The sequence below is a fragment of the Roseibium sp. M-1 genome, assembly GCF_054515675.1.
The window spans coordinates 6319313-6343147 of the sequence record NZ_CM137257.1 but is presented as its reverse complement, the minus strand read 5'-3'; the positions used below and the strand labels follow the sequence as shown (position 1 = coordinate 6343147).

Below are 23835 nucleotides of genomic sequence, written 5' to 3'. Positions count from 1 at the left end.
TCCTGGGGAGGATGGAAACGATGGAGGACTCGCGCAAAAGCGGCCGCGGCTCGAATTCGGCGCAATTGCGGCGTTACAACGAACGCATCGTGCTTCAGATCCTGCGGCGCGCCGGGGAAGCCTCCAAGGCTGAACTCGCCCGCGCAGTGCAGCTGACCAACGCTGCCATCGGCGCCATCATCCAGAACCTCATCGAGGAAGGCCTGATCGTCGAGGCGGGCAAGCGCCACGACGGCAGCCGCGGGCAGCCGGCCACGATCCTGCGCCTTGCCCCGCGTGGTGCCTTTTCCTTCGGCGTCCGGCTGGACCGCACGAACATGGAAACGGTGCTGATGGATTTTTCCGGGCAGATCATCGCCCGCCGCCTGCACGACATGATCCTTCCTGCCCCCGAAAGGGCAATGGAAATCCTCACCGGTGACCTGGCGCTGCTGCGCCAGCACCTGAGCGAAGAGGACCAGAGCCGTATCACCGGCATTGGTCTCGCGCAGCCCTTCAACCTCGGCGCCTGGCTGCACGAACTGGGCCTGCCGGAAGCCGATTTTGCGAAGTGGGAGGATTACGACCTCGCATCGGCACTGGAAAAGGCCACCGACCTTCCCGTCTTCAGCGAGAACGACGGAACGGCTGCTGCTGTGGCCGAGCTCTTCTACGGCTTCGGCCGCCAGAACGACGATTTCCTCTATCTGTTTCTCGGGCCTGCCATCGGCGGCGGCCTGATCCTGAAGGGCGATGTCGTGCGCGGTGTTTCCGGCAACGCCGGCGACGTCGCCATGATGCCGGTGCCGCCCAGCACGCTCTCCACGGCGCCGAAACCGCGCCAGGCCTGGGACCTTTTGCTGGCTCGGGCGTCGCTGGTGGCTCTGGCCCGGCACATGTCGCCGGAGAACTTCCCCAGCCTCAACCGCACGGATCTCCAGGCGGCTGTCGAGGCGGGCGATCCGAAATACACCGAATGGATGAAGGACTGCGCCGAAGCCCTGGGGCTGGCGCTGCGCTCCGCCTACGCGTTGCTCGATGTGCCGCTGGTCGTGATCGACGGTGATCTCGGCGGCCCCTTCCCCGAGGCCTTCCGGGCCGCCCTCAAGGAAGCCGTGGAAAGGTCCGCGCCCGAGAAGCGGCAGTCGCCGGACATCGAAATCGGCAGTTTCCGCCATGACGCCGGCGCCATCGGCGCGGCGAGCCTGCCGCAATTCTTCAATTTCTCGCCCAGGGCCGCGATCCTGACGGGCGGGAAAGACACCGGACCCGCCGGGGCTGGCAGCTCGGAGGACAGAGCCAGCTTTCCGGCACGGGCAGCACGGTTGGGGTCACATCTGGCCGCACCCAGCCGTTCCAACTGACTTTGGCCAGGGAGGAAAAACGCAAATGATCCGCAAACTTCTCGTAACCGGTTCCGTTCTTGCCGTCATGGCGGCAGCGCCCGCAGCTGCCGCAGATATCTCGGCATGTCTCATCACCAAGACGGACACCAATCCGTTCTTCGTGAAGATGAAGGAAGGCGCTACTGCCAAGGCCGAAGAGCTCGGCATCGAGCTGAAGTCCTACGCCGGCAAGATCGACGGCGACCATGAAACTCAAGTTGCCGCCATCGAAACCTGCATTGCCGACGGCGCCAAGGGTATCCTTCTGACCGCATCCGACACCTCGTCGATCGTTCCGGCGGTGCAGCAGGCCCGCGATGCCGGCCTTCTGGTGATCGCGCTCGACACCCCGCTCAGCCCGATCGACGCTGCCGACGCGACATTCGCCACCGACAACTTCAAGGCCGGCGAACTGATCGGCCAGTGGGCGGCAGCAGCTCTCGGCGATGAAGCCGCGAACGCCAAGATCGCAATGCTGGACCTCGCCATCAGCCAGCCGACGGTCGGCGTGCTGCGTGACCAGGGCTTCCTGCAGGGCTTCGGCATCGAACTTGGCGACCCGAACAAGTGGGGCGACGAAACCGATGCCCGCATCGTCGGCAACGACGTGACGTCCGGCAACGAGGAAGGCGGTCGCAAGGCGATGGAAAACCTGCTCGCCAAGGACCCGATGGTGAATGTCGTCTACACGATCAACGAACCGGCTGCCGCCGGTGCCTATGAGGCGCTGAAGGCGATCGGCCGCGAGAACGACGTCCTCATTGTTTCCGTCGATGGCGGTTGCCCGGGCGTGCAGAACGTCAAGGACGGCGTCATTGGCGCGACCTCGCAGCAGTATCCGCTGCTCATGGCATCCCTCGGCATCGAGGCGATCAAGGCCTGGGCCGACAGCGGCGCGAAGCCCGAGCCGACCCCCGGCAAGGACTTCTTCGACACCGGCGTTGCCCTGGTGACCGACAAGCCGGTCGACGGCGTCGAAAGCATCGACACCGCCAAGGGCACGGAACTCTGCTGGGGTTAATCCCGCTTTCGAGATCAAAAGGGGCATGGGCAACCTTGCCCCTTTTTTAAAAAATCGCACGAAAGGTTAAACGGGCATGACCTTGGAAAGCAAAACGGCAACCGGACAGGCGGATTACGAATCCGCCGCAGCCTCAAGTCCGCAAGCCGTTGCCTCGTTCGATGACGACCGTCATGGGATCGGGCATAAAATTCAACATTCGCTGCACCAGACCCCCTCGCTGGTCCCTCTCATCGTTCTCGTCCTGTCGCTGGTGATCTTCGGCGCCCTGCTCGGGTCGAAACTGTTCTCTCCCTTTGCGCTCACGCTGATCCTGCAGCAGGTGCAGATCGTCGGCATCGTGGCTGCCGCCCAGAGCATCGTCATCCTGACGGCCGGCATCGACCTTTCCGTCGGCGCCATCATGGTGCTGTCTTCCGTGGTGATGGGTCAGTTCACCTTCCGCTACGGCCTGCCGGCAGAAGTTTCCATTCTCTGCGGTCTCATCTGCGGCACGGTCTGCGGCTACCTGAACGGCTTTCTCGTCGCCTATGTGAAGCTGCCACCCTTCATCGTCACCCTCGGCATGTGGCAGATCGTGCTGGCAACCAATTTCCTCTATTCGGCCAACGAGACCATCCGGTCGCAGGAAATCTCCGAGATGGCACCGTTGCTGCAGTTCTTCGGCAACAAGGTCAATCTCGGCGGAGCCATCTTCACCTACGGCGTGATCTTCATGGTGCTGCTGATCCTTCTGCTCGCCTACATCCTGCGCCAGACCGCCTGGGGCCGGCATGTCTACGCGGTCGGCGACGACCCGGAAGCGGCACAGCTCTCCGGCGTACAGGTCAAGAAGGTGCTTATCTCGGTCTATATGCTGTCCGGCCTTATCTGTGCCTTTGCAGGCTGGGCCATGATCGGCCGCATCGGCTCGGTCTCGCCGACAACCGGTCAGCTTGCCAACATCGAATCCATCACCGCGGTGGTCATTGGCGGCATTTCACTCTTCGGCGGCCGCGGTTCGATCCTGGGCACGCTGTTCGGCGCGCTGATCGTCGGCGTCTTCACGCTCAGCCTGCGCCTGCTCGGTGCCGATGCCCAATGGACCTACCTGTTGATCGGCATTCTCATCATCGCGGCTGTTGCCGTCGATCAGTGGATCAGAAAGGTATCGGTGTGATGGAACCAGTCCTGCAAGCGCGCAACCTGGTCAAGCGCTACGGCCGTGTGGTGGCCATGGACCATGCCGATTTCGAACTCTATCCGGGCGAGATCCTGGCCGTGATCGGCGACAACGGGGCGGGTAAATCCACCCTCATCAAGGCCCTCAGCGGCGCGGTCCTGCCCGATAGCGGCGAGATCCTGCTGGACGGCAAGCCCGTCCACTTCACCTCGCCCATCGATGCCCGCGAAGCCGGCATCGAGACCGTCTACCAGACGCTGGCCATGTCGCCGGCGCTCTCGATCACCGACAACATGTTCATGGGCCGCGAGCTCCGCAAACCCGGCTTTCGCGGCACCTGGCTGCGCCAGCTGGACCGCAAGAAGATGGAGGAGATCGCCCGGGACAAGCTCAACGAGCTCGGCCTCCTGACCATTCAGAACATCAACCAGGCGGTTGAAACGCTCTCCGGCGGTCAGCGCCAGGGGGTGGCGGTCGCGCGGGCCGCGGCCTTCGGCTCCAAGGTGGTGATCATGGACGAACCGACGGCCGCCCTTGGCGTCAAGGAAAGCCGGCGCGTGCTGGACCTGATCAAGGACGTCCGGGCAAGGGGCTTGCCCATTGTGCTGATCTCTCACAACATGCCGCATGTGTTCGAGGTGGCCGATCGCATCCACATCCACCGGCTCGGCCGGCGTGCCTGCGTGATCAAGCCGTCGGACTATTCCATGTCCGACGCGGTGGCAATCATGACCGGTGCCATGGACCCGCCGGGCAGCCTGGCGGCTTAGGAAGACGATCTGGCAGCCTCGCGGTCTGGGACCGGCAAGTCAACGAGGGGCGTCTGATGGCGCGACAGTCTGGCAAGCGCCCCTCCCCACGACCTCATCCTGAGGAGAACCGCCAGGTTCGTCTCGAAGGATGGGCGGCACACTCGGCGCAAGCGGCCCATCCTTCGAGACGGGCCGTTGGCCCTCCTCAGGATGAGGCGGTCAATGGAACCCGCCCACAGAAACACGACAAGACGCTTTCGACGAGCGTCTCCTGGAAAGAACAACGGAAGTATTGGCCTGAATGTTTCTGATTTGCGGTGAAGCGCTCTTCGATCTCTTTGGTGAAGCCGGCTCCGGCGACAGCATTTCCTTTGACGCCCGTATCGGCGGCTCTCCATTCAACGTCGCCATGGGCCTTGCCCGCCTTGGCGAAGAAGCGGGCTTTTTCGGCGGCATCTCGCGCGATGCGCTCGGAGAAAAGCTTGTCGAGAAATTCCGGACCGAAGGCGTGTCCGAACGCTACATCCTGCACACGGACTACCTGACCACCCTCAGCCTTGTGCAGAAGGATGCGCACGGATCGCCAGCCTATACGTTCTATGGCGAAAGCGCCGCCGACCGGATGGTGACGTCAGCCGACCTGCCTTCGTTCGACACGCCCCCGCTGTTCCTGCATGTCGGGTCCTACACCGCTCTGGTCGAACCGGTCTCCGGTGCGCTCAGAGCGCTTATCGAGCGCGAACGGAACCACACGCTGATTTCCTTCGACCCCAATATCCGCCCGACCGTCGTTGGCGACATGGCCCTGTGGCGCCGGAACACGGAAAGCCTCGTGCCCCTGACCGATGTCGTGAAGGTCTCGGACGAGGATCTTGCCCTGATCGCTCCAGGCACGCCCGTCGAGACAATGGCGCGGTCCTGGCTGGACCTTGGAGCAAAACTCGTGATCGTCACCCGCGGCGGCGATGGCGCGACCGCCTTTGCCCAAGGCATCGAAGTCAGCTGCCCGGGCATCAAGGTGGCGGTCGAGGACACGGTCGGCGCTGGAGATACCTTCCAGGCGGCCCTGCTTGCGGGCCTGAAACAGCTCGGCGCCACCAGCCGCGACGGATTGTCTGCTCTTGACGCGGAGGCCTTGAATCGTCTTCTTGCGTTTGCCGTTGGCGCGGCCGCCATCACCTGTTCGCGCAGGGGTGCCGACCTGCCGCGCAGGCACGAGCTGGAAAAAGAGTGGGCCGCTCTGAAATGAGGGGCTGACAAGAGAATTAAATCGATTTAAAAGGCAGTCGAAAACGGTCCCGTTGCACTGGGACGCGGACCGGCAGCTGTGAGAAGGAATGAACCATGGCGGTACGCGTCATTGAAGTGGAAGAATTCGACCTGGTCGTGTTCGGAGCCTCCGGAGACCTTGCCCACCGCAAGCTTCTGCCGGCGCTCTACCACCGGGATGCCGACGGCCAGATGCCCGCGGATGCCCGCATCATCTGCAGCGCCCGCCGCGACTATTCCGACGACGACTACCGGGACTATGCCGAGGCTGCCCTCAAGGAACATGTCCACGACCTCGACGACGTACATCTCAAGCAGTTCCTGAAGCGCCTGCGCTACGTCCAGATCGACATTGCCACCGGCGAGGGTTTTGAGGACCTCAAGACAATCCTGGACGAGTGCCCGGACCACATCCGCGCCTTCTACATGGCGGTTGGCCCGGATCTCTTCGGCACGATCTGCGAAAACCTCGGCCGGGTCGGTGTTGTCAACGACCATTCGCGCGTCGTCATGGAAAAGCCGATCGGCAAGGACGGCAAGTCGGCGAAGGCCCTCAACGACACGGTCGGCGCGGTCTTCAAGGAAGACCAGATCTTCCGTATCGACCACTACCTTGGCAAGGAAACGGTGCAGAACCTGATGGCGCTGCGCTTTGCGAACGCCCTGTTCGAGCCGCTCTGGAACGCCGCCCATATCGACCACGTGCAGATCACCGTCGCCGAATCCCTCGGCACCGGCGGCCGCGCCGGTTATTACGACACGGCCGGTGCGCTGAGAGACATGGTTCAGAACCACATCATGCAGCTGCTCTGCCTGGTAGCGATGGAGCCGCCGGAAAGCATGAATGCCGACAGCGTCCGCGACGAGAAGCTGAAAGTTCTGAAGGCACTTGCCCCGATCGACGAACAGAGCATCGACAAGCTGACGGTCCGCGGCCAGTACCGGGCCGGTGCGTCCTCAGGCGGCGCGGTGCCGGGGTATCTGGAAGAACTCGGCAATGACGAGAGCCGGACCGAGACCTTCGTCGCGCTGAAAGCGGAAATCGCCAACTGGCGGTGGGCGGGCGTGCCGTTCTACCTGCGCACCGGCAAGCGCCTGGCGCAACGGGTGTCGGAAATCGTCGTGCAGTTCCGCCCGATCCCGCACTCGATCTTCGACAAGGAAGCCGGTGTCATCACCGCCAACCGCTTGATCATCCGCCTGCAGCCGGATGAAGGCGTGCAGATGCAGATCATGATCAAGGACCCGGGCCCGGGCGGCATGCGCCTGCGCCAGGTCCCGCTCGACATGTCCTTCGCCGAAGCCTTCAAGGTGCGCAACCCGGATGCCTATGAACGCCTGATCATGGACGTCATCCGCGGCAACCAGACGCTGTTCATGCGCCGTGACGAAGTGGACGCCGCATGGGCCTGGATCGATCCGATCCTGGCCGCCTGGGCCGCTTCCAAGGAAACGCCGAAAGGCTACACCGCCGGCACCTGGGGACCGTCCGCTTCCATCGCGCTGGTTGAGCGCGACGGCCGCACCTGGGCTGAGGACGACGGCCAGTAGGACCGCGCGCAGGATCCCGGTCCTGCGCGCTTCCGGACAGCTAAATCGATTAGAAGGCGGCAGACAGACCTCGCCGCCCTATGTGCCTGACCAAGGACCAGCCAAGCCGGCAGACGGCTAGCAAAGGGATTTGAAGCCATGACCATCCAGGATCGCATCGGCGACGTCACCGAACGGATCGTCAAACGCAGTCACGACAGCCGCTCGATCTATCTGGATCGGATCGGCAAGGCCGCTGACAAGGGACCACAGCGCTCGCGCCTGTCCTGCGGCAACCTTGCTCACGGTTTTGCCGCCTGTGGCCTCTCCGACAAGGCCGCCCTTTCCGGCGACGTGGTTCCGAACCTCGGTATCATTACGTCCTATAACGATATGCTGTCGGCGCACCAGCCCTACGAGACCTATCCGGCCCTCATCCGCCAGGCAGCCCACGACGTCGGCGCCGTTGCCCAGGTGGCAGGCGGTGTTCCGGCCATGTGCGACGGCGTCACCCAGGGCCAGGAAGGCATGGAACTGTCGCTGTTCTCGCGCGACATCATCGCGATGGCCGCTGCCGTCGGCCTGTCGCACCAGATGTTCGACGCAGCCGTCTTCCTCGGTATCTGCGACAAGATCGTCCCGGGCCTTGCGATCGCCGCCCTCTCCTTCGGCCACCTGCCGGCTGTCTTCGTGCCGGCCGGGCCGATGCCGACGGGCATTTCCAACGACGAGAAGGCCAAGATCCGCCAGCTTTACGCGGAAGGAAAAGTCGGCCGCGACGCGCTTCTGGAAAGTGAATCCCGAGCCTATCATTCCCCGGGCACCTGCACCTTCTACGGGACGGCCAATTCCAACCAGATGCTGATGGAAATCATGGGCCTGCACATGCCGGGTGCCTCCTTCGTCAATCCGGGCACACCGCTGCGCGATGCCCTGACGCGGGAAGCCGCAAAGCGCGCCATCGCCATCTCCGCCCTCGGCAACGAATATACGCCGGCCGGTGAAGTCATCAGCGAGAAGGCCATCGTCAACGGCGTCGTCGGACTGCACGCCACCGGCGGCTCGACCAACCACACCATGCACCTGGTCGCGATAGCGGCGGCTGCCGGGATCAAGCTGACCTGGGACGACATCTCCGATCTCTCCGATGTCGTGCCGCTGCTTGCCCGCGTCTATCCGAACGGCAAGGCGGACGTGAACCACTTCCAGGCTGCCGGCGGCCTCGCATTTCTGATCCGCGAACTTCTCGGCGACGGTTATCTGCACCAGGACGTGAAGACCGTCTACGGTACGGACCTCTCCGGCTACACGGTCGAAGCCAAGCTCGACGCGGACGGCAATGTCCGCCGCGAGGAAGCACCGGAAACTTCCGGCGACGAAACGGTTCTGGCACCAGTTTCCAAGGCCTTCCAGCCGACTGGCGGCCTGAAGATGCTGACAGGCAATTTCGGCAAGGCGGTCATCAAGATCTCCGCCGTTGCCAAGGAGCGTCACGTCATTGAAGCCCCGGCTCGCGTCTTCCATTCCCAGGAGGATTTCCTCGCCGCCTTCAACAACAAGGAATTCACCGGCGACGTCGCCGCCGTCGTCCGCTTCCAGGGCCCGAAGGCCTGCGGCATGCCGGAGCTGCACAAGCTGACCCCCTGCCTCGGCATCCTGCAGGACCGCGGCCACAAGGTGGCTCTCATCACCGACGGACGCATGTCGGGCGCTTCCGGCAAGGTGCCGGCGGCGATCCACGTGACGCCTGAGGCCGCCGCAGGCGGCCCGATCGCGAAGATCCGCGATGGCGACATGATCCGCATCGATGCAGTGACCGGCAAGCTGGAAGTGCTTGTTGACGAAGCAGAATTCAATACCCGCCCGGTTGCCGAGATGGATCTCAGCGCTCACCAGGCCGGCGTCGGCCGCGATCTCTTCGCCGCCTTCCGCGCCAATGTCGGCACGCCGGACACCGGCGCGCATGTGTTCGGCGCGTAGGAACAGACTTATATCAACAGGTTCAGAGCTGCCCGCAGCGGCTCTGGTCCATCTGGAAAGGAGTGAAGCCTGATTTTGATGCACCTATGCTGCTTGCCGTCGATCACGAAGCCCTTGTTCAGCTGAAGGACAACTTCGTCGCCGGATAGGGCAGCAGAGGAAACGTCGCCATACGAGGAATAGATCTGGTCATTCAGCTCCAGGTAACATCCGGTCTCATTTTCGATGAGGATGACATACTGGCCCGATCCATCCGGTTCCTCGGAAAATCCAATGGTTGTTCCGAATTCCTCGCAGGAAATGGAGAATACGGTGGCATCAAATCTGACTTCAGACACAACTTCCCTTTCGCGCACGTTCGATCCAGCGGCGCTTCAGACGATGTGAACGTATTGGAAATCTGAAACAGACGGTATCTAAATGGCCCAGGACATTGAAAAGATCGAGAAAGTAATGTGCGCGGCGCCGGTGATCCCGGTGCTGATCGTCGAAGACCCGAAAAAGGCCGTGCCGATGGCAGAGGCCCTGGTGCGCGGCGGTCTGCCGGCCATCGAGATCACGCTGCGCACGCCGCATGCGCTCGAGGCAATCAACGCGGTCAACGAACATGTGGAAGGCGCCATCGTCGGGGCCGGCACCGTACTAAACGGCAAGCTGTATGATGCGGCCGTTTCCGCCGGCGCCCGCTTTATCGTTTCACCAGGTGCGACTAAAACCCTGCTCGATGCCGCCGACCAGCACAGCGTTCCGCTGCTGCCGGGTGCGGCAACGGCTTCGGAAGTGATGTTCCTGCTGGAACGCGGCTATGAACGGCTGAAATTCTTCCCGGCAGAACAGGCGGGTGGCGCGTCCTACCTGAAGTCCCTCTCCTCGCCGCTGGCAGCCGCCAAGTTCTGCCCGACCGGCGGCGTCAGCCTGGACAAGGCTCCGGACTATTTGAAGCTGCCGAACGTGCTGTGCGTCGGCGGGTCCTGGATTGCGGATGCCAAGGCCATTGCGGAAGACGACTGGGCCGGCATTGAAATGCGCGCCCGGGCTGCGGCAGGCTTGAAGCGCTGAGACACGCTGACCGGGAATTCAATTGCGACATGCGAAAAGGCCGGCAGAATTCCGCCGGCCTTTTTTCAATTTCGTTCAGTGGCGACGTGCCCACTCATCCACTTCACGCTCGGCTTCGTCGCGAGACTTGCCGTAAAGCTCCTGGATCCGGCCGGCAAGCTGTTCGCGGTTACCTTCGATCCGGTCGAGATCGTCGTTGGTCAGCTTGCCCCACTGTTCCTGGGCCTTGCCTTTAACCTGCTTCCAATTGCCTTCGATGATGTCCCAGTTCATTTCCATCACTCCTTTTAGTCTGCAGCTAGTTCTCGCCCGGATTTTCCGGGACGCTGCTGCATTGGTTGAAGTTTCAGAAGATGACAGACGGTCCCTGGAGGCCGTCCGTCTTGGGGAAAACCGCCCGGCGATCAAAACGAATTTCGAAAACGCCGGGCGGAGTGTCAGGCTGTCCCGAATGCCATCATCCGGGACAGTCCGATCTCTTTACTCAGCGACGTAGTCCGGCTGAGCTTCCAGTTCTTCCTTCGTGGCGCCGACATAGACGCGCAGGTCAGATCCGTCTTCGTTGCGAATGATCTGCAGCTCGTCGAAGGTCACGGCAACTTCACGCTCGCCGATCCCGAGGAAACCGCCGACATCCAGGATCACGCGCTCGATGGTGCCGTCTTCGCTGACGATCAGCGAGTTGATTTCGCCGATGTTGTCGTCGTTGGCGTCATAGATCGTCGCACCTTCAAGGTCTTCGGCAGTCAACTCGGCAACAACCGCGTTGATATAGCCCTCGCGCTCAACTTCGGCACGCGGCAGCATGGCGCGGCCATCGGCGTCAGTCCGCGGAGCCATTGCCGTTTCCGATGCGCCTTCCGGAGCCGTCGTCACGCCGGCATCGGTTTCCTGGCTCATCGCGGTCTCGCTCGAGCCTTCAGGCGCAGTCATCGCGCTGGCGTCGGCGTCCTGGCTCATGGCGGTTTCGGTCGACGTGTCCGTTTGCGTGGTCATCGCGGTATCCGCGGGCTTCTCAACGCCTTCAGAGGTCTGGGTAGCAATGGTTTCCGAGGTGTCCGCGTCCGGATCTTCGTAGGCCGCCGCGTTGGTCAGAACGTCCTTGTTGGCGTTGACGACCAGGAAGTAGTCGTCTTCATCGTCCTGCTCACGAACCACCTTGAGCTGGTCCATCGGCAGAGCAATGTCCTTTTCGCCGACTCCCAGGAAGCCGCCGATGCCGAGCACGACCGCCTTCACGGAACCGTCGAAGCCAAGGATCACGTCATTGACTTCGCCAATGTCGTCCCATTCCTTCTCTTCATCGGTCTTGGCCTTGTATTCGTCGTTGAACCGGTCGTAGTTTTCCTCGACGGAATAAATCCGCATGCCGATCAGTTGCGACGCGCGAACGTCGTTCATCTGAACGGACTCATCGAATTCGTATGTCTGGAGGGGTTTGATTTCTTCGGCTGCGTATAGCGATGTCGTCAGCATCAGGGATACAGCAGTTGCCGTAATAATACGCTTCATCTCATCTTCTCCTCAACCTGTAAATCATTCGCCGCCAGGAACAATGATGGTGTCGCCTGAACGGTTACTGTGAGAACATTCGAGGATGTGAGAAGTTCCAGAAGAAAATATTTTTATAATTCAGGACCACGACACCGGGACATGGCAATGGTGGCAAAGCCGGCGCGGGCTGCGATTACTCTTCCCCAGGCAAACGCACGGACACCTTCCGCTTTCGCGGTGTCAGGCGCCGCCTGATTCCGAGAACGTTTCGGCAGCAGGCCTTTCGGCGCCGCTCCCTTCCGCTTCGCCGTCGTCGCCGTGTTCAAGCGTGCGATCCCACAAAAGGCGCAGTCCGGCGGATGTCTCGTTGCGCCAGGCAAATTCCGCGACGACCGGCCTGTCGAATTTCTTCATCGTCAGCAGCACTTCCTCAGGCAGTGCCGTCAGGCCCTTGGCGGTAACCCGCACGCCGTTCTTGCCTGCATCGACAATCACACCGGTGATTTCGGTGATGCCGTCCATGTCTGCGATCTTCACCGAAATGCTGACATTGTTGCGTTTTTCCCGGCGCTTGTCCGACACCGACCTCTCGTTCTTGGCGAAAACGACGGCTGCGTCGTTGCCCTTGACCGAGGTGACATGGGCTTTAATCAGCTTGCCCGCATCCTTCGTCCGCACGCCGATGTTCTTGTAAAGCTCGCCGATATCCACCGAGGTCAGCCGGAACCCCCATTCGCTGACATTGGAAACGACGGCATTGATCACCGACAGGGTGTCGAAATCGACAACCAGAACTTCTTCTTCTGCGTCCGGTTGGTCCTGCAGGTGCGACAGGCCGTGAGATTTGGTGTCCGCTTTCATGACGTAAAATTACCTTCGGCAAACTTTCAAATCACTTAAAATAGCATTCCCCAGCGGCATTTCACCCAGCTTTGAGCCGCACATGGGTAACCGGTTCTGCAATCATCACGGTGCCTGTGCATTTTTTGCAATTGGCGCTGTTCTCAATTTCGTGGTTCAAATCATGAATTGCAATTCGCCACGGCGGCTTCACTCGCTCTCGGGCCCGGCTTCTTGCGGAATTCAACTTCTTCACCACGGGCATCCGTTCTGACTTCAGGAGGCATTCATGTCGAAAGTTTTTGGTTCCGTCCTAATCTGTGCATCGGTGCTTGCCTTGCTGTCGCAGGCGCAGGCCGAAGAACTCTGCGAGGGCTATGGTCCCCAGACGCCCCGCGATATTTCCGACAAGAACGGCCTGCACGCAGCATCGGTCTCGCTCGCCCCGTCCCCCGACAAACTGAACCTGTGCAACATCCACACCCATACCAATGCGGAGCACAAGGGACCCGGGTTCACCCTCTTTGCCGGTGAGGGTGAACATGGCGGCTATCAATGCAACGAGACAGCGGACCTCACCGATGCCGAACTGGCAGACCCGGCAAGCCATGCCTTCCACGGCGTCAAACCGGGCGACACGATCGAAGTTCACTGGGTGCACACGTCCTGCAACGTCAAACCCGGCAAGGGCCTGGGCTCGTGCCTGAGCGAGGCCTGCGGCAATCCGCAATTGCGCGTGGAGGCCCAGGTCTTCCTCGTGGTCAACGATCCGAACGCGCTCAACTTCCTGGACTTCGCCTATGACGGCAATGTCCAGAACGGGTTCCACCAGGCCAAGGCTCTGCCCGCAGACACCGGCACGCCCGTTACCTTCATCGGGTCGACCACCGGCCCCAATTTCGATCACGCCGTCTGCTCGCCGCTGCAGGTGACCTGGAGCGTGCGGCCGCAATGCGCCAAGCTGGACATCAATTCGCTGAACGCCTGGGCGGAAAAGGGCAATGTCTTTGAAGAGGACCATTCCCACGGTGTCCGCCAGCTGGTAACCGCCCCCGAACTGCTGGCGCCGATCGCCAATTGAAACGGTGACGTGCCGCCGGAGAGCGTCTTCCGGCGGCATTTTTCCGATTTCCTCTCCCCCTCGTCATGGAGCTATGCTATCTGACGCGCGACATTCGGGTCTGCGCACGAATTGGCGCGAATACCGGCAGCTAAATCGATTTAAGGGGACTGTTCATGGCTCTTGATGCAGCATTCGAAGCGCTCATCCGGCACGCGGACGAATTGCGGAGCACCACGCTGCGGCAGCTCTTTGCCGCCGATCCCGGCCGCTTCCAGTCCTTCTCCGCGAGCTGTGACGATCTGCTGCTCGATTACTCCAAGTCCCGGATCGACGCAAAGGCGATGGAGCTTCTCTGTGACCTCGCCCGTGCCGCCGATGTCGAAGGCCGGCGAGCGGCGATGTTTGCCGGTGAGAAGATCAACAGCACGGAAAAGCGCGCCGTTCTGCACACCGCCCTTCGCAACAGATCCGACAAGCCGGTGATGGTCGATGGCAAGGATGTCATGCCGGACGTTCGCGCCGTCCTTGACGCCATGGCCGACTTTTCCGAGGCCGTGCGCTCCGGCGAGCTCACCTCTTCCACCGGAGACGCCTTTACCGATGTGGTCAATATCGGCATCGGCGGGTCCGATCTCGGCCCGGTCATGACCACGCTGGCGCTCAGCCCCTATCACGACGGGCCCGAGCTGCATTACGTTTCCAATGTGGACGGCGCGCATGTTGCCGACACATTGGAAAAACTTGATCCGGCCACCACGCTGATCATCGTCGCCTCCAAGACCTTCACCACCATCGAAACCATGACCAATGCGCAGACAGCGCGGTCCTGGATTGCCGGAGCCCTTGGCGAAGAGGCCGTCGGCGACCATTTCGCCGCTGTTTCCACCGCCCTCGACAAGGTTGCCGCCTTCGGCATCGACGAAGACCGGGTCTTCGGTTTCTGGGACTGGGTCGGCGGACGCTATTCGGTCTGGTCCGCGATCGGCCTGCCGCTGATGATCGCCATCGGCCCCGATGCCTTTTCCGATTTCCTGGAAGGCGCCCACGCGCTCGACACCCATTTCATCGAAGCGCCGCTGGAACAGAACCTGCCGGTCCTGATGGCCCTGATCGGGGTGTGGAACCGCGATGTGCTGGGCTACAGCGCCCGGGCGGTGCTGCCCTATGACCAGCGCCTCGCCCGTCTGCCTGCCTATCTGCAGCAGCTTGACATGGAATCGAACGGCAAGCGCGTGAAGCAGGATGGCAGCCCGGTCGGACGGGATACCGGCCCGCTGGTCTGGGGAGAGCCGGGCACCAACGGCCAGCACGCCTTTTACCAGCTGCTGCACCAGGGCACGAACGTCATCCCTTGCGAGTTCCTGATCGCCGCAAATGGCCACGAGGACGACCTCAAGCATCAGCACGACCTTCTCATCGCCAACTGCCTCGCCCAGTCAGAGGCGCTGATGCTCGGCCGTACCCTTGAGGAAGCCAAGGCACTCCTGAGCGCTGCCGGCATGGCGGCGGACGAGGTGGAACGCCTCGCCCCGCACAAGGTTTTCCCGGGTGACCGGCCGTCGGTCACGCTGGTCCATGACCGGCTGACTCCCTTCGCGCTCGGCCGCCTGATCGCCCTTTATGAACACCGCGTCTTTGTCGAAGGCGTGATCTGGGGCATCAATTCCTTCGACCAATGGGGTGTCGAACTCGGCAAGGAACTGGCTACCGCCCTGCTGCCGATGGTGAAGGGTGACCTGCCGGCCGATACGAAGGATGCCTCGACACAGGGCCTGCTGGCTGCTCTGAGGAGCTGAAGGCCCTGACCCGCCGCAACCCTTGGAACTCTTGGGCTGCACCGGCGTTAATATGTCGGGCAGGACGCCTTAATTTTGCCCAACCGGCCCTATCTTGTTCTCGCCATTGAAGAACTCTGTCCGAGATTCGACGGTGGCCCGGTCCGGTTGAGGCAAACAGCGATTGCTCCGATAAGGAAAGCGGCTTACCCTCTGGTGAGACATTAATCGTTTCGAACGCACCATTGGCGGCGGTTCGAGAAGGAAGGTGCATAGATGAAGAAACTCGTTCTGCTTGCAGTAGCTGGCCTGGCTTTGGCGGGCTGTCAGTCCGATAGCCAGCGCGACCGCGCGCTTGTTGGCGGTGGTCTTGGCGCGGCAACCGGTGCTGCCATCGGTGCAGCGGCGACGGGCGATGTCGGCGGCGCACTGGTCGGTGCGGCAATCGGCGGAGCCGGCGGTGCCATTGTCGGTGCGGGTACCACGCCGAAAAACTGCGTAGCCTACGACCGCTACGGCAACCCCTACCGCGTTGCCTGCCCGTAAGGCGGCATGATTCGTCTGTTTCAGAAATGAAACTTTTGGGAAGATGATGATGAAGAAGCTTTTCCTGATTGCCGCTTCAGCTGCGCTTCTTGCCGGCTGCCAATCCGACAGCCAAACAGACCGCGCCCTCGTAGGGGGCGGTCTCGGGGCGGCAACGGGTGCCATTATCGGCGCCGCCGCCGGCAATGGTGTCGGCCCCGCACTTGCAGGTGCGGCGATCGGGGCAGCGGGCGGTGCCATCGTCGGCGCGGCGACAACGCCGAAAAACTGCGTCGCCTATGACCGCTACGGCAACCCCTACCGGGTCGCCTGTCCCTGATCACATCTGACCCGACGGCCACTGATCCCATTCGGGGAATGGAATGAAGAACCTCGTTCTCCTCTCGACAGTTGCCATCCTGCTTGCTGGCTGCCAGTCAGGCAGCCAAAGAGACCGTGCTTTGGTCGGCGGCGGCCTTGGTGCCGCCACCGGCGCCATTGTCGGAGCAGCGGCCGGTGCGGGCGCCGGGCCTGTTCTGGCTGGAGCAGCCATCGGCGCTGCCGGCGGTGCCGTCATCGGTGCCGTAACCACACCGAAAAACTGCGTGGCTCGCGACCGCCACGGCAACAGCTACAAGGTCGCCTGCCCCTAACGCGTTTCACGATAAATCGAAGCCTTCTGCGTGAACTGAAGGCCAACAAGATGCTTAGACGCTTTGCAAGTGATCCGTTTTCGGCGGCTCAATCGTGGCTCGTTGACCAGCTGCCGATACTGTCCCATCAGGTTCGATCCAAATCGGACCCACTTTGAAAGCAGACAATGAAAAAGATTGTGATTGTAGCCCTCGCAGCCGCCCTGCTCGCCGGTTGCAGCTCAGCCAGACAACGCGACCGCGCCCTGATCGGTGGCGGCCTTGGCGCTGCGACTGGTGCCATTGTCGGGGCCGCGGTCGGCGCCGGCGCCGCACCGGTTCTCGCGGGCGCAGCTATCGGCGCGGCGGGAGGTGCGGCCATCGGCGCGGCAACGACACCCCGCTAACAAGCCAACTCATGTCGGGATAGCTCGATCGGCGGCCCGCCTGAACGCTCTCCGGTTTTCGCAGGGTTCAACGCGCGAAGCGACAAAGGCGTGCGATACAACGTCTTGGATAAACGGGCCCCGGGTAAGGAACTGTTAACCATAGCCAGACACCCTTGGCGGACGTCTTACCTTCCGCCAGGGGATTCCCGGATGAAACCCGTCCTTGCCGCCGCTTGTCTGGCCGTTCTGCTGACCGGCTGCGCCAATACCGAAAGCCAGCGCGACAGGATGCTGATCGGCGCCGGCCTCGGCGCAGCAACCGGCGCGACCATCGGCGCGGTCGCTGGGTCCACCGTCAATGCCACCCTTGCAGGCGCGGCCCTCGGCGCTGTCGGCGGCGGTCTCATCGGCGTCGTCACCACTCCGCGCAACTGTATCGCCACTGACGAACAGGGCACGCCTTACAAGGTTCGGTGTCCTTGAGGCCGAGAGCCTTCGTTTAGACGCGCGGGAACAACCTTTTCAAGCAAGCTGGCTGTCGCAGGACATTTTTCAAACCTTCAGTGCCAACGACCTGCTGGAGAGGCCTCGCATTTCCTGTCCATAGGAAAGCAATCTGAAAGCTCCTTAAATCACACCGGTCTTCTTCATTTCGGCCATGGTGTTCAAGGCAAAGAGAGCGACCCCGACCAGCAAAAACACCACGCCCGCCAGCGACAGAAGAAAGCTTCGCTTTTTCCAGCCCTGATTAAGCAGAACAATACCGGCGCCCACGATCGCGGCAAATATGACTGAAACAAACACCCGTCAACTCCTTTGGTGCAAAATTTCACTCCACTATTTTTGATAGGCATTAAGAAAAGCTCTCTATCAGCAAATTTACCGATACCGTGAACCATACCGGCTCTTCGAGATAGCACCATTCAACAGCCCCGTAGCCGGCAGTGTCTATTTGGCGCAAGAGAGAGGAACCCATGAGATGCAGCCGCTCGCCCATTGAGGTTGCGCAACGTCCTGAAAGCAAAAAAGCCGGCCCCAAGGACCGGCTTCTCTCGTCTCATAAGGACAGCGCGACTTATCAGGCAGCCGCGCTTGTCTTGACCTGTTCCAGGGCCACCTTCGGGTCGACATAGGCGTAGCCGAGAGCCGTTGCGACGGCTTCGCAGGTGACCTGGCCGCCGATGACGTTGAGACCCGGCAGGAAGTGCGGGTCGTCGAGCAGGGCCTTCTTGGCGCCCTTGTCGGCCAGTGCCAGCGCGAACGGCAGGGTGGCGTTGTTGAGGGCGTAGGTGGAGGTTTTCGGCACGGCGCCCGGCATGTTGGCAACGCAGTAGTGAACGACGCCGTCGATGATGAAGGTCGGGTCGGAATGGGTGGTCGCCTTGGAGGTTTCGAAGCAGCCGCCCTGATCAATGGCAACATCCACCAGAACCGAGCCCGGCTTCATGCGGCTGATGAGGTCGCGGGAAACCAGCTTCGGCGCGGCGGCACCAGCCACCAGAACGGCTCCGATGACCATGTCGGCTTCCAGGACGTGCTTTTCGAGCGCAGCCTTGGTGGAATAGACGGTCTTGAGAGCCGGGCCGAAGGTCTGGGAGAGATTGCCGAGAACGGTGGTCGAGCGGTCGAGCACCGTGACGTCGGCACCGAGGCCAAGCGCCATGGTGATGGCGTGGGAACCGACGACACCGCCGCCGATGACGACGATTTTGGCCGGCTCAACGCCCGGAACACCGCCGACGAGGGTGCCGGAGCCGCCCTGGGCCTTTTCCAGCGCCTTGGCCCCGGCGATCACCGACAGACGGCCGGCAACCTGGGACATGGGGACGAGCAGCGGCAGGCCGCCGCGGGCATCGACAACGGTTTCATAGGCAATGCAGGTCGCGCCGGACTTGACGAGATCGGCAGTCTGCTCGGCATCGGGAGCCAGGTGCAGATAGGTGAAGAGGATGTGGTCCGGGCGCAGCATGGCGCGCTCGACGGCCTGCGGCTCCTTGACCTTGACGATCATGTTGGCGGCATCGAAGACTTCCCGGGCGGTCTTCAGGATCTTTGCGCCGGCAGCTTCATAATCAGCGTCGCTGGCGCCGATGCCGATGCCGGCATTGGTTTCCACCAGCACTTCATGGCCATGGGCCACCATTTCGTGAACGCTGTCGGGGGTCAGGCCAACCCGGTATTCATGGTTCTTGATTTCTTTCGGCACACCAATCCGCATGTTCCCGTCTCCTCTGGAAGCGTTTTGATTGCCGGAGAGTCTACGCCTCATTTGATCGAATGTGCTTGCGTTCCTGAAGCTCGCCGCCCCGCGTGATGCACGTTTCTTGCGCAAGATCGACAAATCGTCGAATTTCCTGCTATACAAGTTTCGTTACCCGGCATTATGTGCAGTGCAGCAAAATGAAACTCGACCGCATCGACAAGAAGATCCTAAATGAGCTTCAGGCGGACGGCCGCATCGCCAACGCGGATCTGGCGGAGAAGGTCGGCCTCTCCCCGTCCGCGTGCCTGCGCCGCATGCGTGCGCTCGAGGAAGCCGGCATCATCGACAAATACGTCGCCCTTTTGAACCAGAAGAAACTCGGCCGGCTGATGGATGTCTTCGTCGAAATCTCGCTCACCGGCCAGTCGAAGGAAACGCTTGAGAATTTCGAGCGCGCCGTCGCCCGCTCAACCGAGATCATGGAATGTTTCCTGATGGCGGGCGATGCGGACTATATCCTGCGGCTGTCTGCACAGGACCCGATCGACTTCGAGCGCATCCACCGCGATCACCTTGCCCAGCTCCCGGGTGTCCTGAGGATGAAATCCTCCTTCGCCATCCGCCCGATCGTCAAACGCACGGCGATCCCACTGGATGGAGACAGCTGACCTATCAGGCAAAAAGGAAAGCACTGCTGGTATCCAGGAGGATTACCGCGTATGTCCAGCGGGATCAGGACCCGGTCTCGACGCAGCCTGTGCTGGCCGCTATAGTCCGCATCCATTCAAGAGATTGGCATTTCAAGGAACCCGCTCCGGTGACACATACGATCACCCGTTTTCTCGACACCACTTACCAGCTTGCCGAATGTCCGACCTGGGACGATCGAAACAACCGCCTGCTCTGGGCCGACATTCAGGGCCGCACGATCCAGTCGATGGACTGGGCCAGCCGTCAAATCACCACCTGGCAGTTCGACAACGAAGTCGGCTCCTTCGGCCTGACCGACGACGACAGGCTTGTGGTCGCGGTCTGGGACAGGATCGTACTGTTCGATCCGGCGACGGGCGCAAGCGAAGTGCTGGCGGAAGTTCAGGCGGACGAGCCGCGCACGCGCCTCAACGACGGTAAGGTCGGTCCGGACGGAGCCTTCTGGGTCGGAACCATGGACACCAGTTCCCCGCGCGAGCCGATTGCGGGTCTCTACCGCATCGAAGGCGGCGGCGAAGTCGCCGAAATCCGCGACGAGCTGCAATGTTCCAACGGCCTCGCGTGGACGCCGGACGGCACCTACATGTATCACGCCGACAGTTCTCCCGGCTGGATCGAATATTACGCCTTCGACCCGGAAACCGGTGCACTCGGTTCCAAGATGCTCTACGCCCAGCAGACCAACGAGGGCGGCCGCCCGGATGGTGCTGCGGTCGACACCGAGGGCAATTACTGGAGTGCAGGTGTCTCCGCCGGCGTTCTCAACTGCTTCGGCCCGGACGGCAACCTGCTGCACGCGATCAGGATGCCGGTCGCCAAGCCGACCATGCCCTGCTTCTGCGGGCCTGATCTGGATCACCTGATCGTCACCAGCATCCGCCAGCCCGCCGATCCGGCCGCCAAAGAACCGGACACACTGTCCGGCGGTCTGTTCCTGGTGGAAGGACATGGCAAGACGGGGCTGAAGACCTACCGGTTCAGGACGGCGCGCGACTGACCGGCAACTGTCGGCGAAGCTTCAATACTCTGAGACGCGCCGCATTCCCGGGGCCATGTCCGGTCTCCGGTGCCTCACCTCATTTCTTGGCTTTGGCGCGGCGATAATCGCCCCACAACCTCATCCTGAGGAGGACCGTCAGGTCCGTCTCGAAGGATGGGCCGCTTGCTCCGAATATGCCGCCCATTCTTCGAGACAGCGCTTACGCGCTTCCTCAGGATGAGGGAGAGATTGCGGCCGCGTTGCAGGATGAAGGGGAAAATTTCGGCTTCAGCCAGCGTGAATATTCAATTGGAAGCTTACTCCAATAGCACCTATTTCGCTCCCTTCGCAGCTTGGCAGTCGCGCAGCGCCTTGATGATCTGCTCGGCCTTGACGCCCGGCACCTGGATCTTGGTTTCGCCGTAGAGATGAACCACCGCCGTTTCGCCCGAGGCAGATTGCTCGTTATAGATCCGCACCGACTGGTTGTCCGGAATGAGCACGGCCATCGAGCCGTCCGACACGCTCAGCAGGATGGAAGACGCGATCAGGGTGCAAATCATGGGTCAGGCCCCGCTGGCGATGCGGCGAAAATTCAGTAGCGGCAGCCGCGGACTCTGACCGGCTTCCACACCGTCTGGGCAGGCTGAACCAGAACCTGTCGGCTGACGGTTCGGTAGACGGCCGGTTTCTGCACCACATAACTGGAGGCCGGCTGGACCAGAACCTTTTCGCGGATGGAGCTGTAGATGGCCGGCTGACGGACAGCCACCTTCCCCGCGGGCTGTACCAGCACACGGCGGCTGACGGTCTGGTAGACGGCCGGGTTCTGGACCTTGCACAGGACATTCTTGCCCCGGATCACCCGGTACTCCCAGCCGATGCTGGCCGGTTGCACGAGTACACGGCTCTGCTGTGTCTGGTAGACGGCCGGTGTCGTGCGATAGGAAACCCGCTCCGGCTGCACCAGAACCCGTCTTGTCTGATAGGCATAAACCGCCGGTTTCTGAACCACGTGGCTTGAGGCTGCCTGAACAAGAACCTGCTGATTCACCGTCCGGTAGACGGCTGGAACGGTGGCTTGTTCGTAGCAGGAGAGCGCATTCCCGCCAGCGAAGACGGACGAACTCAACAACGGACCGATGATCAGCGCGGCGGCCGCGCTCCAGAAGCTGTGACGCATGGACTTTCCCCCAGTCTGGCGCAGAAACATCTGCTGGCTTGACTTTAGGGAAGTTCCGCAAGGGGTTAAAGCGAAAAAGTTAATGTCCGTTAAGAAACAGGCTCGCCCGCATCCGCACTCAGCGCCTCATCATTCTTTGGACCCTGTTCGTAATCCGTATCCTCGTTGATGATGTGGCGCGCTTCTTCCGGTATCCACTGGCCCCAGCGCGGCTGCAACTGGTGGTCGACGGAGACACGGTCGTCGAAGACGAAACACTCGCCCTTCCAGAGGCTCTTCTCCTCCGGCACCTTTTCCAGATAGTTCAGGATACCGCCTTCCAGGTGATAGACCTCGTCGAATCCGTTCTTCAGCATCCAGGCGGTCGCCTTTTCACAGCGGATGCCGCCGGTGCAGAACATGGCCACCTTCGGCTTTTTCTGCAGCACGTCCTGGCTTTCCACCCAATCCGGAAATTCCCGGAACGACTGGGTCTTCGGATTGAGCGCATGCTCGAAGGTGCCGAAGGCGAATTCATAGTCGTTGCGGGTGTCGATCACGACCACGTCCGGATCGGAAATCAGGGCATTCCAGTCTTCCGGCTTCACATATTCGCCGACGATCTCGTTGGGATCGATGCCGTCCACCGCAAGGCGCACGATTTCCTGCTTCAACCGCACCTTCATGCGCTTGAACACATGCCGGTGTGTCCAGGCCTCCTTGTGGCGCAGCTCGGCAAACCTTGGATCGGCGCGCAGATGCGCCAGCACGGCGCGCACGCCCTCTTCCGGACCGCAGATGGTTCCGTTGATGCCTTCGGAGGCCAAAAGCAGGCTGCCGCGCACGTCCCTTGCTTCGCAATAGGCCTTCAGCGGATCGCGCATGGCCTCGAAATCATCAAGCGGCGTGAACAGATAAAGGGCGGCAACGAGGAATTCGTTCATCAGGCTTGTTCTTTTTCTTGAAAAGAGCCGGAACGGCGCCCTCAGGGCACGGCCACCGGCGATCGGCGCCCTCTATACGCCTTCGCAACTTGCGTGAAAAGTCCGCAGTTTCTCGGATCCCCGTGCACTTGCCTGAAATCGGCCATTTTCCTGGCAGGCGTGATGACAAAACAGAACAAATAAATGGATGGAAGTCAAAAATATCGATATTATCGCGCCATGAACATTCAGTCCCTTGTCGAACCGTCGCAGGATTCTTCCTCCACCCAGCGGGCCTATCTCACCATCCGGCGGATGATCCTCACGGGCGCCTTGCCGCCGGGCGAGAAACTCAAGATCGAAAATCTGCGCAAGCTTCTCGATATGGGCGGTTCGCCCATCCGCGAGGCGCTGACGCTGCTGGTGTCGGACCTTCTGGTGGAGCGGCTCGACCAGCGCGGTTTCCGTTCCGCCGAGGTCGGTCCCCGGAATTTCAGCGAGATCCTGAAGTTGCGCTGCCAGCTTGAGGAAATGGCCCTGCGCGAGAGCCTGGCACTCGCCGGCCAGGACTGGGAGGACAAGCTTGTCTTGAGCCATCACAAGATGATGCGCGAACCGCGCAGCAACGAGGAACGCTTCGAAGACCTGCACAAGGCCTTCCACATGAACCTGATCGGTGCCTGCGCCTCCCCGGTGCTGCTGAAATTCTGCAACCAGCTCTACGACCTCAACATCCGCTACCGCTATCTCGCCGGCAAGGCGCTGAACTATTCCAAGCGCGATATCGGCAAGGAACACACGGACATCATGAATGCCGCCGTCGACCGGGACGCAGACAAGGCCTGCCATCTGCTGCTCGACCACTACCGCAAGACGGGCGATTTTCTGGAAAAGCATTTCGGAGCCGAGGTGAGGTAGCTAGTGCTCGCTTGTGAGCTCCGCTTATCCAGACCATCCGCCGTCATCCCGGCTCGCGCTTCGCTTGGCAGGGATGACGATGGT

Annotated in this window: 27 protein-coding genes; 18 read left to right on the top strand and 9 right to left on the bottom strand. The window is 61.5% G+C overall.

The annotated features are described in order from the left end of the window. Positions 1–20: 20 nt before the first annotated feature. The 7 genes from ACX3M4_RS28590 to edd all read left to right on the top strand — a co-directional run bounded on the left by ACX3M4_RS28590 (position 21) and on the right by edd (position 9078). Complete coding sequence (locus ACX3M4_RS28590) at positions 21–1343, top strand: ROK family transcriptional regulator (RefSeq protein WP_459356317.1); 1323 nt, start codon at positions 21–23, stop codon at positions 1341–1343. A gap of 25 nt (positions 1344–1368) precedes the next feature. Next, positions 1369–2385: a substrate-binding domain-containing protein gene (locus ACX3M4_RS28585; RefSeq protein WP_459356316.1), complete on the top strand. Its 1017-nt coding sequence runs from the start codon at positions 1369–1371 to the stop codon at positions 2383–2385. Between the two features lie 76 nt (positions 2386–2461). Further along, a complete protein-coding gene (locus ACX3M4_RS28580) occupies positions 2462–3544 on the top strand; it encodes an ABC transporter permease (protein WP_459356315.1) in 1083 nt (360 codons plus the stop codon). Next, positions 3544–4317 (top strand): ATP-binding cassette domain-containing protein, encoded by a 774-nt coding sequence (locus tag ACX3M4_RS28575; RefSeq protein WP_459356314.1) that lies wholly within the window; start codon positions 3544–3546, stop codon positions 4315–4317. Before ACX3M4_RS28580 ends, ACX3M4_RS28575 begins: the two co-directional genes overlap by 1 nt. A gap of 283 nt (positions 4318–4600) precedes the next feature. Beyond that, on the top strand, positions 4601–5548 hold the full coding sequence (locus ACX3M4_RS28570; protein ID WP_459356313.1) for a carbohydrate kinase family protein: 948 nt from the start codon (positions 4601–4603) through the stop codon (positions 5546–5548). Between the two features lie 95 nt (positions 5549–5643). Beyond that, positions 5644–7119, top strand: a complete 1476-nt coding sequence (gene zwf, locus ACX3M4_RS28565; RefSeq protein ID WP_459356312.1) for a glucose-6-phosphate dehydrogenase — start codon at positions 5644–5646, stop codon at positions 7117–7119. A 138-nt stretch (positions 7120–7257) separates the two neighbouring features. Next, entirely contained in the window at positions 7258–9078 is a 1821-nt protein-coding gene (gene edd / locus ACX3M4_RS28560; protein ID WP_459356311.1) for a phosphogluconate dehydratase, read from the top strand. 8 nt (positions 9079–9086) lie between these two features. Here the strand turns inward: edd and ACX3M4_RS28555 are convergent, their stop codons facing one another. Then, positions 9087–9416 carry a hypothetical protein gene (locus tag ACX3M4_RS28555; protein WP_459356310.1) on the bottom strand — a complete coding sequence of 110 codons (330 nt, stop codon included), beginning with the start codon at positions 9414–9416 and terminating at the stop codon, positions 9087–9089. Between the two features lie 82 nt (positions 9417–9498). On the opposite strand from ACX3M4_RS28555, the gene eda reads away from it, so the two are divergent. After that, positions 9499–10137 (top strand): bifunctional 4-hydroxy-2-oxoglutarate aldolase/2-dehydro-3-deoxy-phosphogluconate aldolase, encoded by a 639-nt coding sequence (eda, locus tag ACX3M4_RS28550; RefSeq protein WP_459356309.1) that lies wholly within the window; start codon positions 9499–9501, stop codon positions 10135–10137. Positions 10138–10212: 75 nt separating this feature from the next. On the opposite strand, the gene ACX3M4_RS28545 is transcribed toward eda, so the two are convergent. From ACX3M4_RS28545 to ACX3M4_RS28535, 3 genes are all read right to left on the bottom strand, one after another. After that, positions 10213–10410, bottom strand: a complete 198-nt coding sequence (locus tag ACX3M4_RS28545) for a CsbD family protein (protein ID WP_459356308.1) — start codon at positions 10408–10410, stop codon at positions 10213–10215. Positions 10411–10617: 207 nt separating this feature from the next. Then, positions 10618–11649 (bottom strand): PRC-barrel domain-containing protein, encoded by a 1032-nt coding sequence (locus tag ACX3M4_RS28540; RefSeq protein ID WP_459356307.1) that lies wholly within the window; start codon positions 11647–11649, stop codon positions 10618–10620. A 222-nt stretch (positions 11650–11871) separates the two neighbouring features. Beyond that, positions 11872–12492, bottom strand: a complete 621-nt coding sequence (locus ACX3M4_RS28535) for a PilZ domain-containing protein (protein WP_459356306.1) — start codon at positions 12490–12492, stop codon at positions 11872–11874. 268 nt (positions 12493–12760) lie between these two features. On the opposite strand from ACX3M4_RS28535, the gene ACX3M4_RS28530 reads away from it, so the two are divergent. The 7 genes from ACX3M4_RS28530 (at position 12761) to ACX3M4_RS28500 (ending at position 17338) form a co-directional block, all read left to right on the top strand. Then, positions 12761–13552 carry a delta-class carbonic anhydrase gene (locus ACX3M4_RS28530; protein ID WP_459356305.1) on the top strand — a complete coding sequence of 264 codons (792 nt, stop codon included), beginning with the start codon at positions 12761–12763 and terminating at the stop codon, positions 13550–13552. 155 nt (positions 13553–13707) lie between these two features. Then, positions 13708–15330 carry a glucose-6-phosphate isomerase gene (pgi, locus tag ACX3M4_RS28525; protein WP_459356304.1) on the top strand — a complete coding sequence of 541 codons (1623 nt, stop codon included), beginning with the start codon at positions 13708–13710 and terminating at the stop codon, positions 15328–15330. A gap of 255 nt (positions 15331–15585) precedes the next feature. Next, positions 15586–15855: a glycine zipper domain-containing protein gene (locus tag ACX3M4_RS28520; protein ID WP_459356303.1), complete on the top strand. Its 270-nt coding sequence runs from the start codon at positions 15586–15588 to the stop codon at positions 15853–15855. 49 nt (positions 15856–15904) lie between these two features. Then, positions 15905–16174 carry a lipoprotein gene (locus ACX3M4_RS28515; RefSeq protein ID WP_459356302.1) on the top strand — a complete coding sequence of 90 codons (270 nt, stop codon included), beginning with the start codon at positions 15905–15907 and terminating at the stop codon, positions 16172–16174. A gap of 43 nt (positions 16175–16217) precedes the next feature. Beyond that, on the top strand, positions 16218–16487 hold the full coding sequence (locus ACX3M4_RS28510) for a bacteriocin (RefSeq protein WP_459356301.1): 270 nt from the start codon (positions 16218–16220) through the stop codon (positions 16485–16487). A gap of 167 nt (positions 16488–16654) precedes the next feature. Further along, positions 16655–16873: a lipoprotein gene (locus ACX3M4_RS28505; protein ID WP_459356300.1), complete on the top strand. Its 219-nt coding sequence runs from the start codon at positions 16655–16657 to the stop codon at positions 16871–16873. Between the two features lie 192 nt (positions 16874–17065). Continuing rightward, positions 17066–17338 carry a glycine zipper domain-containing protein gene (locus tag ACX3M4_RS28500; protein WP_459356299.1) on the top strand — a complete coding sequence of 91 codons (273 nt, stop codon included), beginning with the start codon at positions 17066–17068 and terminating at the stop codon, positions 17336–17338. 144 nt (positions 17339–17482) lie between these two features. Here ACX3M4_RS28500 and ACX3M4_RS28495 read toward each other — a convergent pair whose 3' ends face one another. Both ACX3M4_RS28495 and ald read right to left on the bottom strand, forming a co-directional pair. Further along, positions 17483–17659, bottom strand: a complete 177-nt coding sequence (locus ACX3M4_RS28495; RefSeq protein ID WP_459356298.1) for a hypothetical protein — start codon at positions 17657–17659, stop codon at positions 17483–17485. A gap of 274 nt (positions 17660–17933) precedes the next feature. Continuing rightward, entirely contained in the window at positions 17934–19073 is a 1140-nt protein-coding gene (gene ald / locus ACX3M4_RS28490) for an alanine dehydrogenase (RefSeq protein ID WP_459356297.1), read from the bottom strand. Positions 19074–19255: 182 nt separating this feature from the next. Here ald and ACX3M4_RS28485 point away from each other — a divergent pair, with 182 nt between their 5' ends. Both ACX3M4_RS28485 and ACX3M4_RS28480 read left to right on the top strand, forming a co-directional pair. Continuing rightward, positions 19256–19726, top strand: a complete 471-nt coding sequence (locus tag ACX3M4_RS28485; protein ID WP_459356296.1) for an Lrp/AsnC family transcriptional regulator — start codon at positions 19256–19258, stop codon at positions 19724–19726. A 149-nt stretch (positions 19727–19875) separates the two neighbouring features. Further along, a complete protein-coding gene (locus ACX3M4_RS28480) occupies positions 19876–20766 on the top strand; it encodes an SMP-30/gluconolactonase/LRE family protein (RefSeq protein WP_459356295.1) in 891 nt (296 codons plus the stop codon). A 314-nt stretch (positions 20767–21080) separates the two neighbouring features. Here ACX3M4_RS28480 and ACX3M4_RS28475 read toward each other — a convergent pair whose 3' ends face one another. From ACX3M4_RS28475 to trhO, 3 genes are all read right to left on the bottom strand, one after another. Further along, on the bottom strand, positions 21081–21311 hold the full coding sequence (locus tag ACX3M4_RS28475; RefSeq protein ID WP_459356294.1) for a hypothetical protein: 231 nt from the start codon (positions 21309–21311) through the stop codon (positions 21081–21083). A 32-nt stretch (positions 21312–21343) separates the two neighbouring features. Next, positions 21344–21931: a hypothetical protein gene (locus ACX3M4_RS28470; RefSeq protein WP_459356293.1), complete on the bottom strand. Its 588-nt coding sequence runs from the start codon at positions 21929–21931 to the stop codon at positions 21344–21346. 89 nt (positions 21932–22020) lie between these two features. Then, positions 22021–22854 (bottom strand): oxygen-dependent tRNA uridine(34) hydroxylase TrhO, encoded by an 834-nt coding sequence (gene trhO / locus ACX3M4_RS28465; RefSeq protein WP_459356292.1) that lies wholly within the window; start codon positions 22852–22854, stop codon positions 22021–22023. Positions 22855–23073: 219 nt separating this feature from the next. On the opposite strand from trhO, the gene ACX3M4_RS28460 reads away from it, so the two are divergent. Further along, positions 23074–23751, top strand: a complete 678-nt coding sequence (locus ACX3M4_RS28460) for a GntR family transcriptional regulator (RefSeq protein WP_459356291.1) — start codon at positions 23074–23076, stop codon at positions 23749–23751. Positions 23752–23835 lie beyond the last annotated feature (84 nt).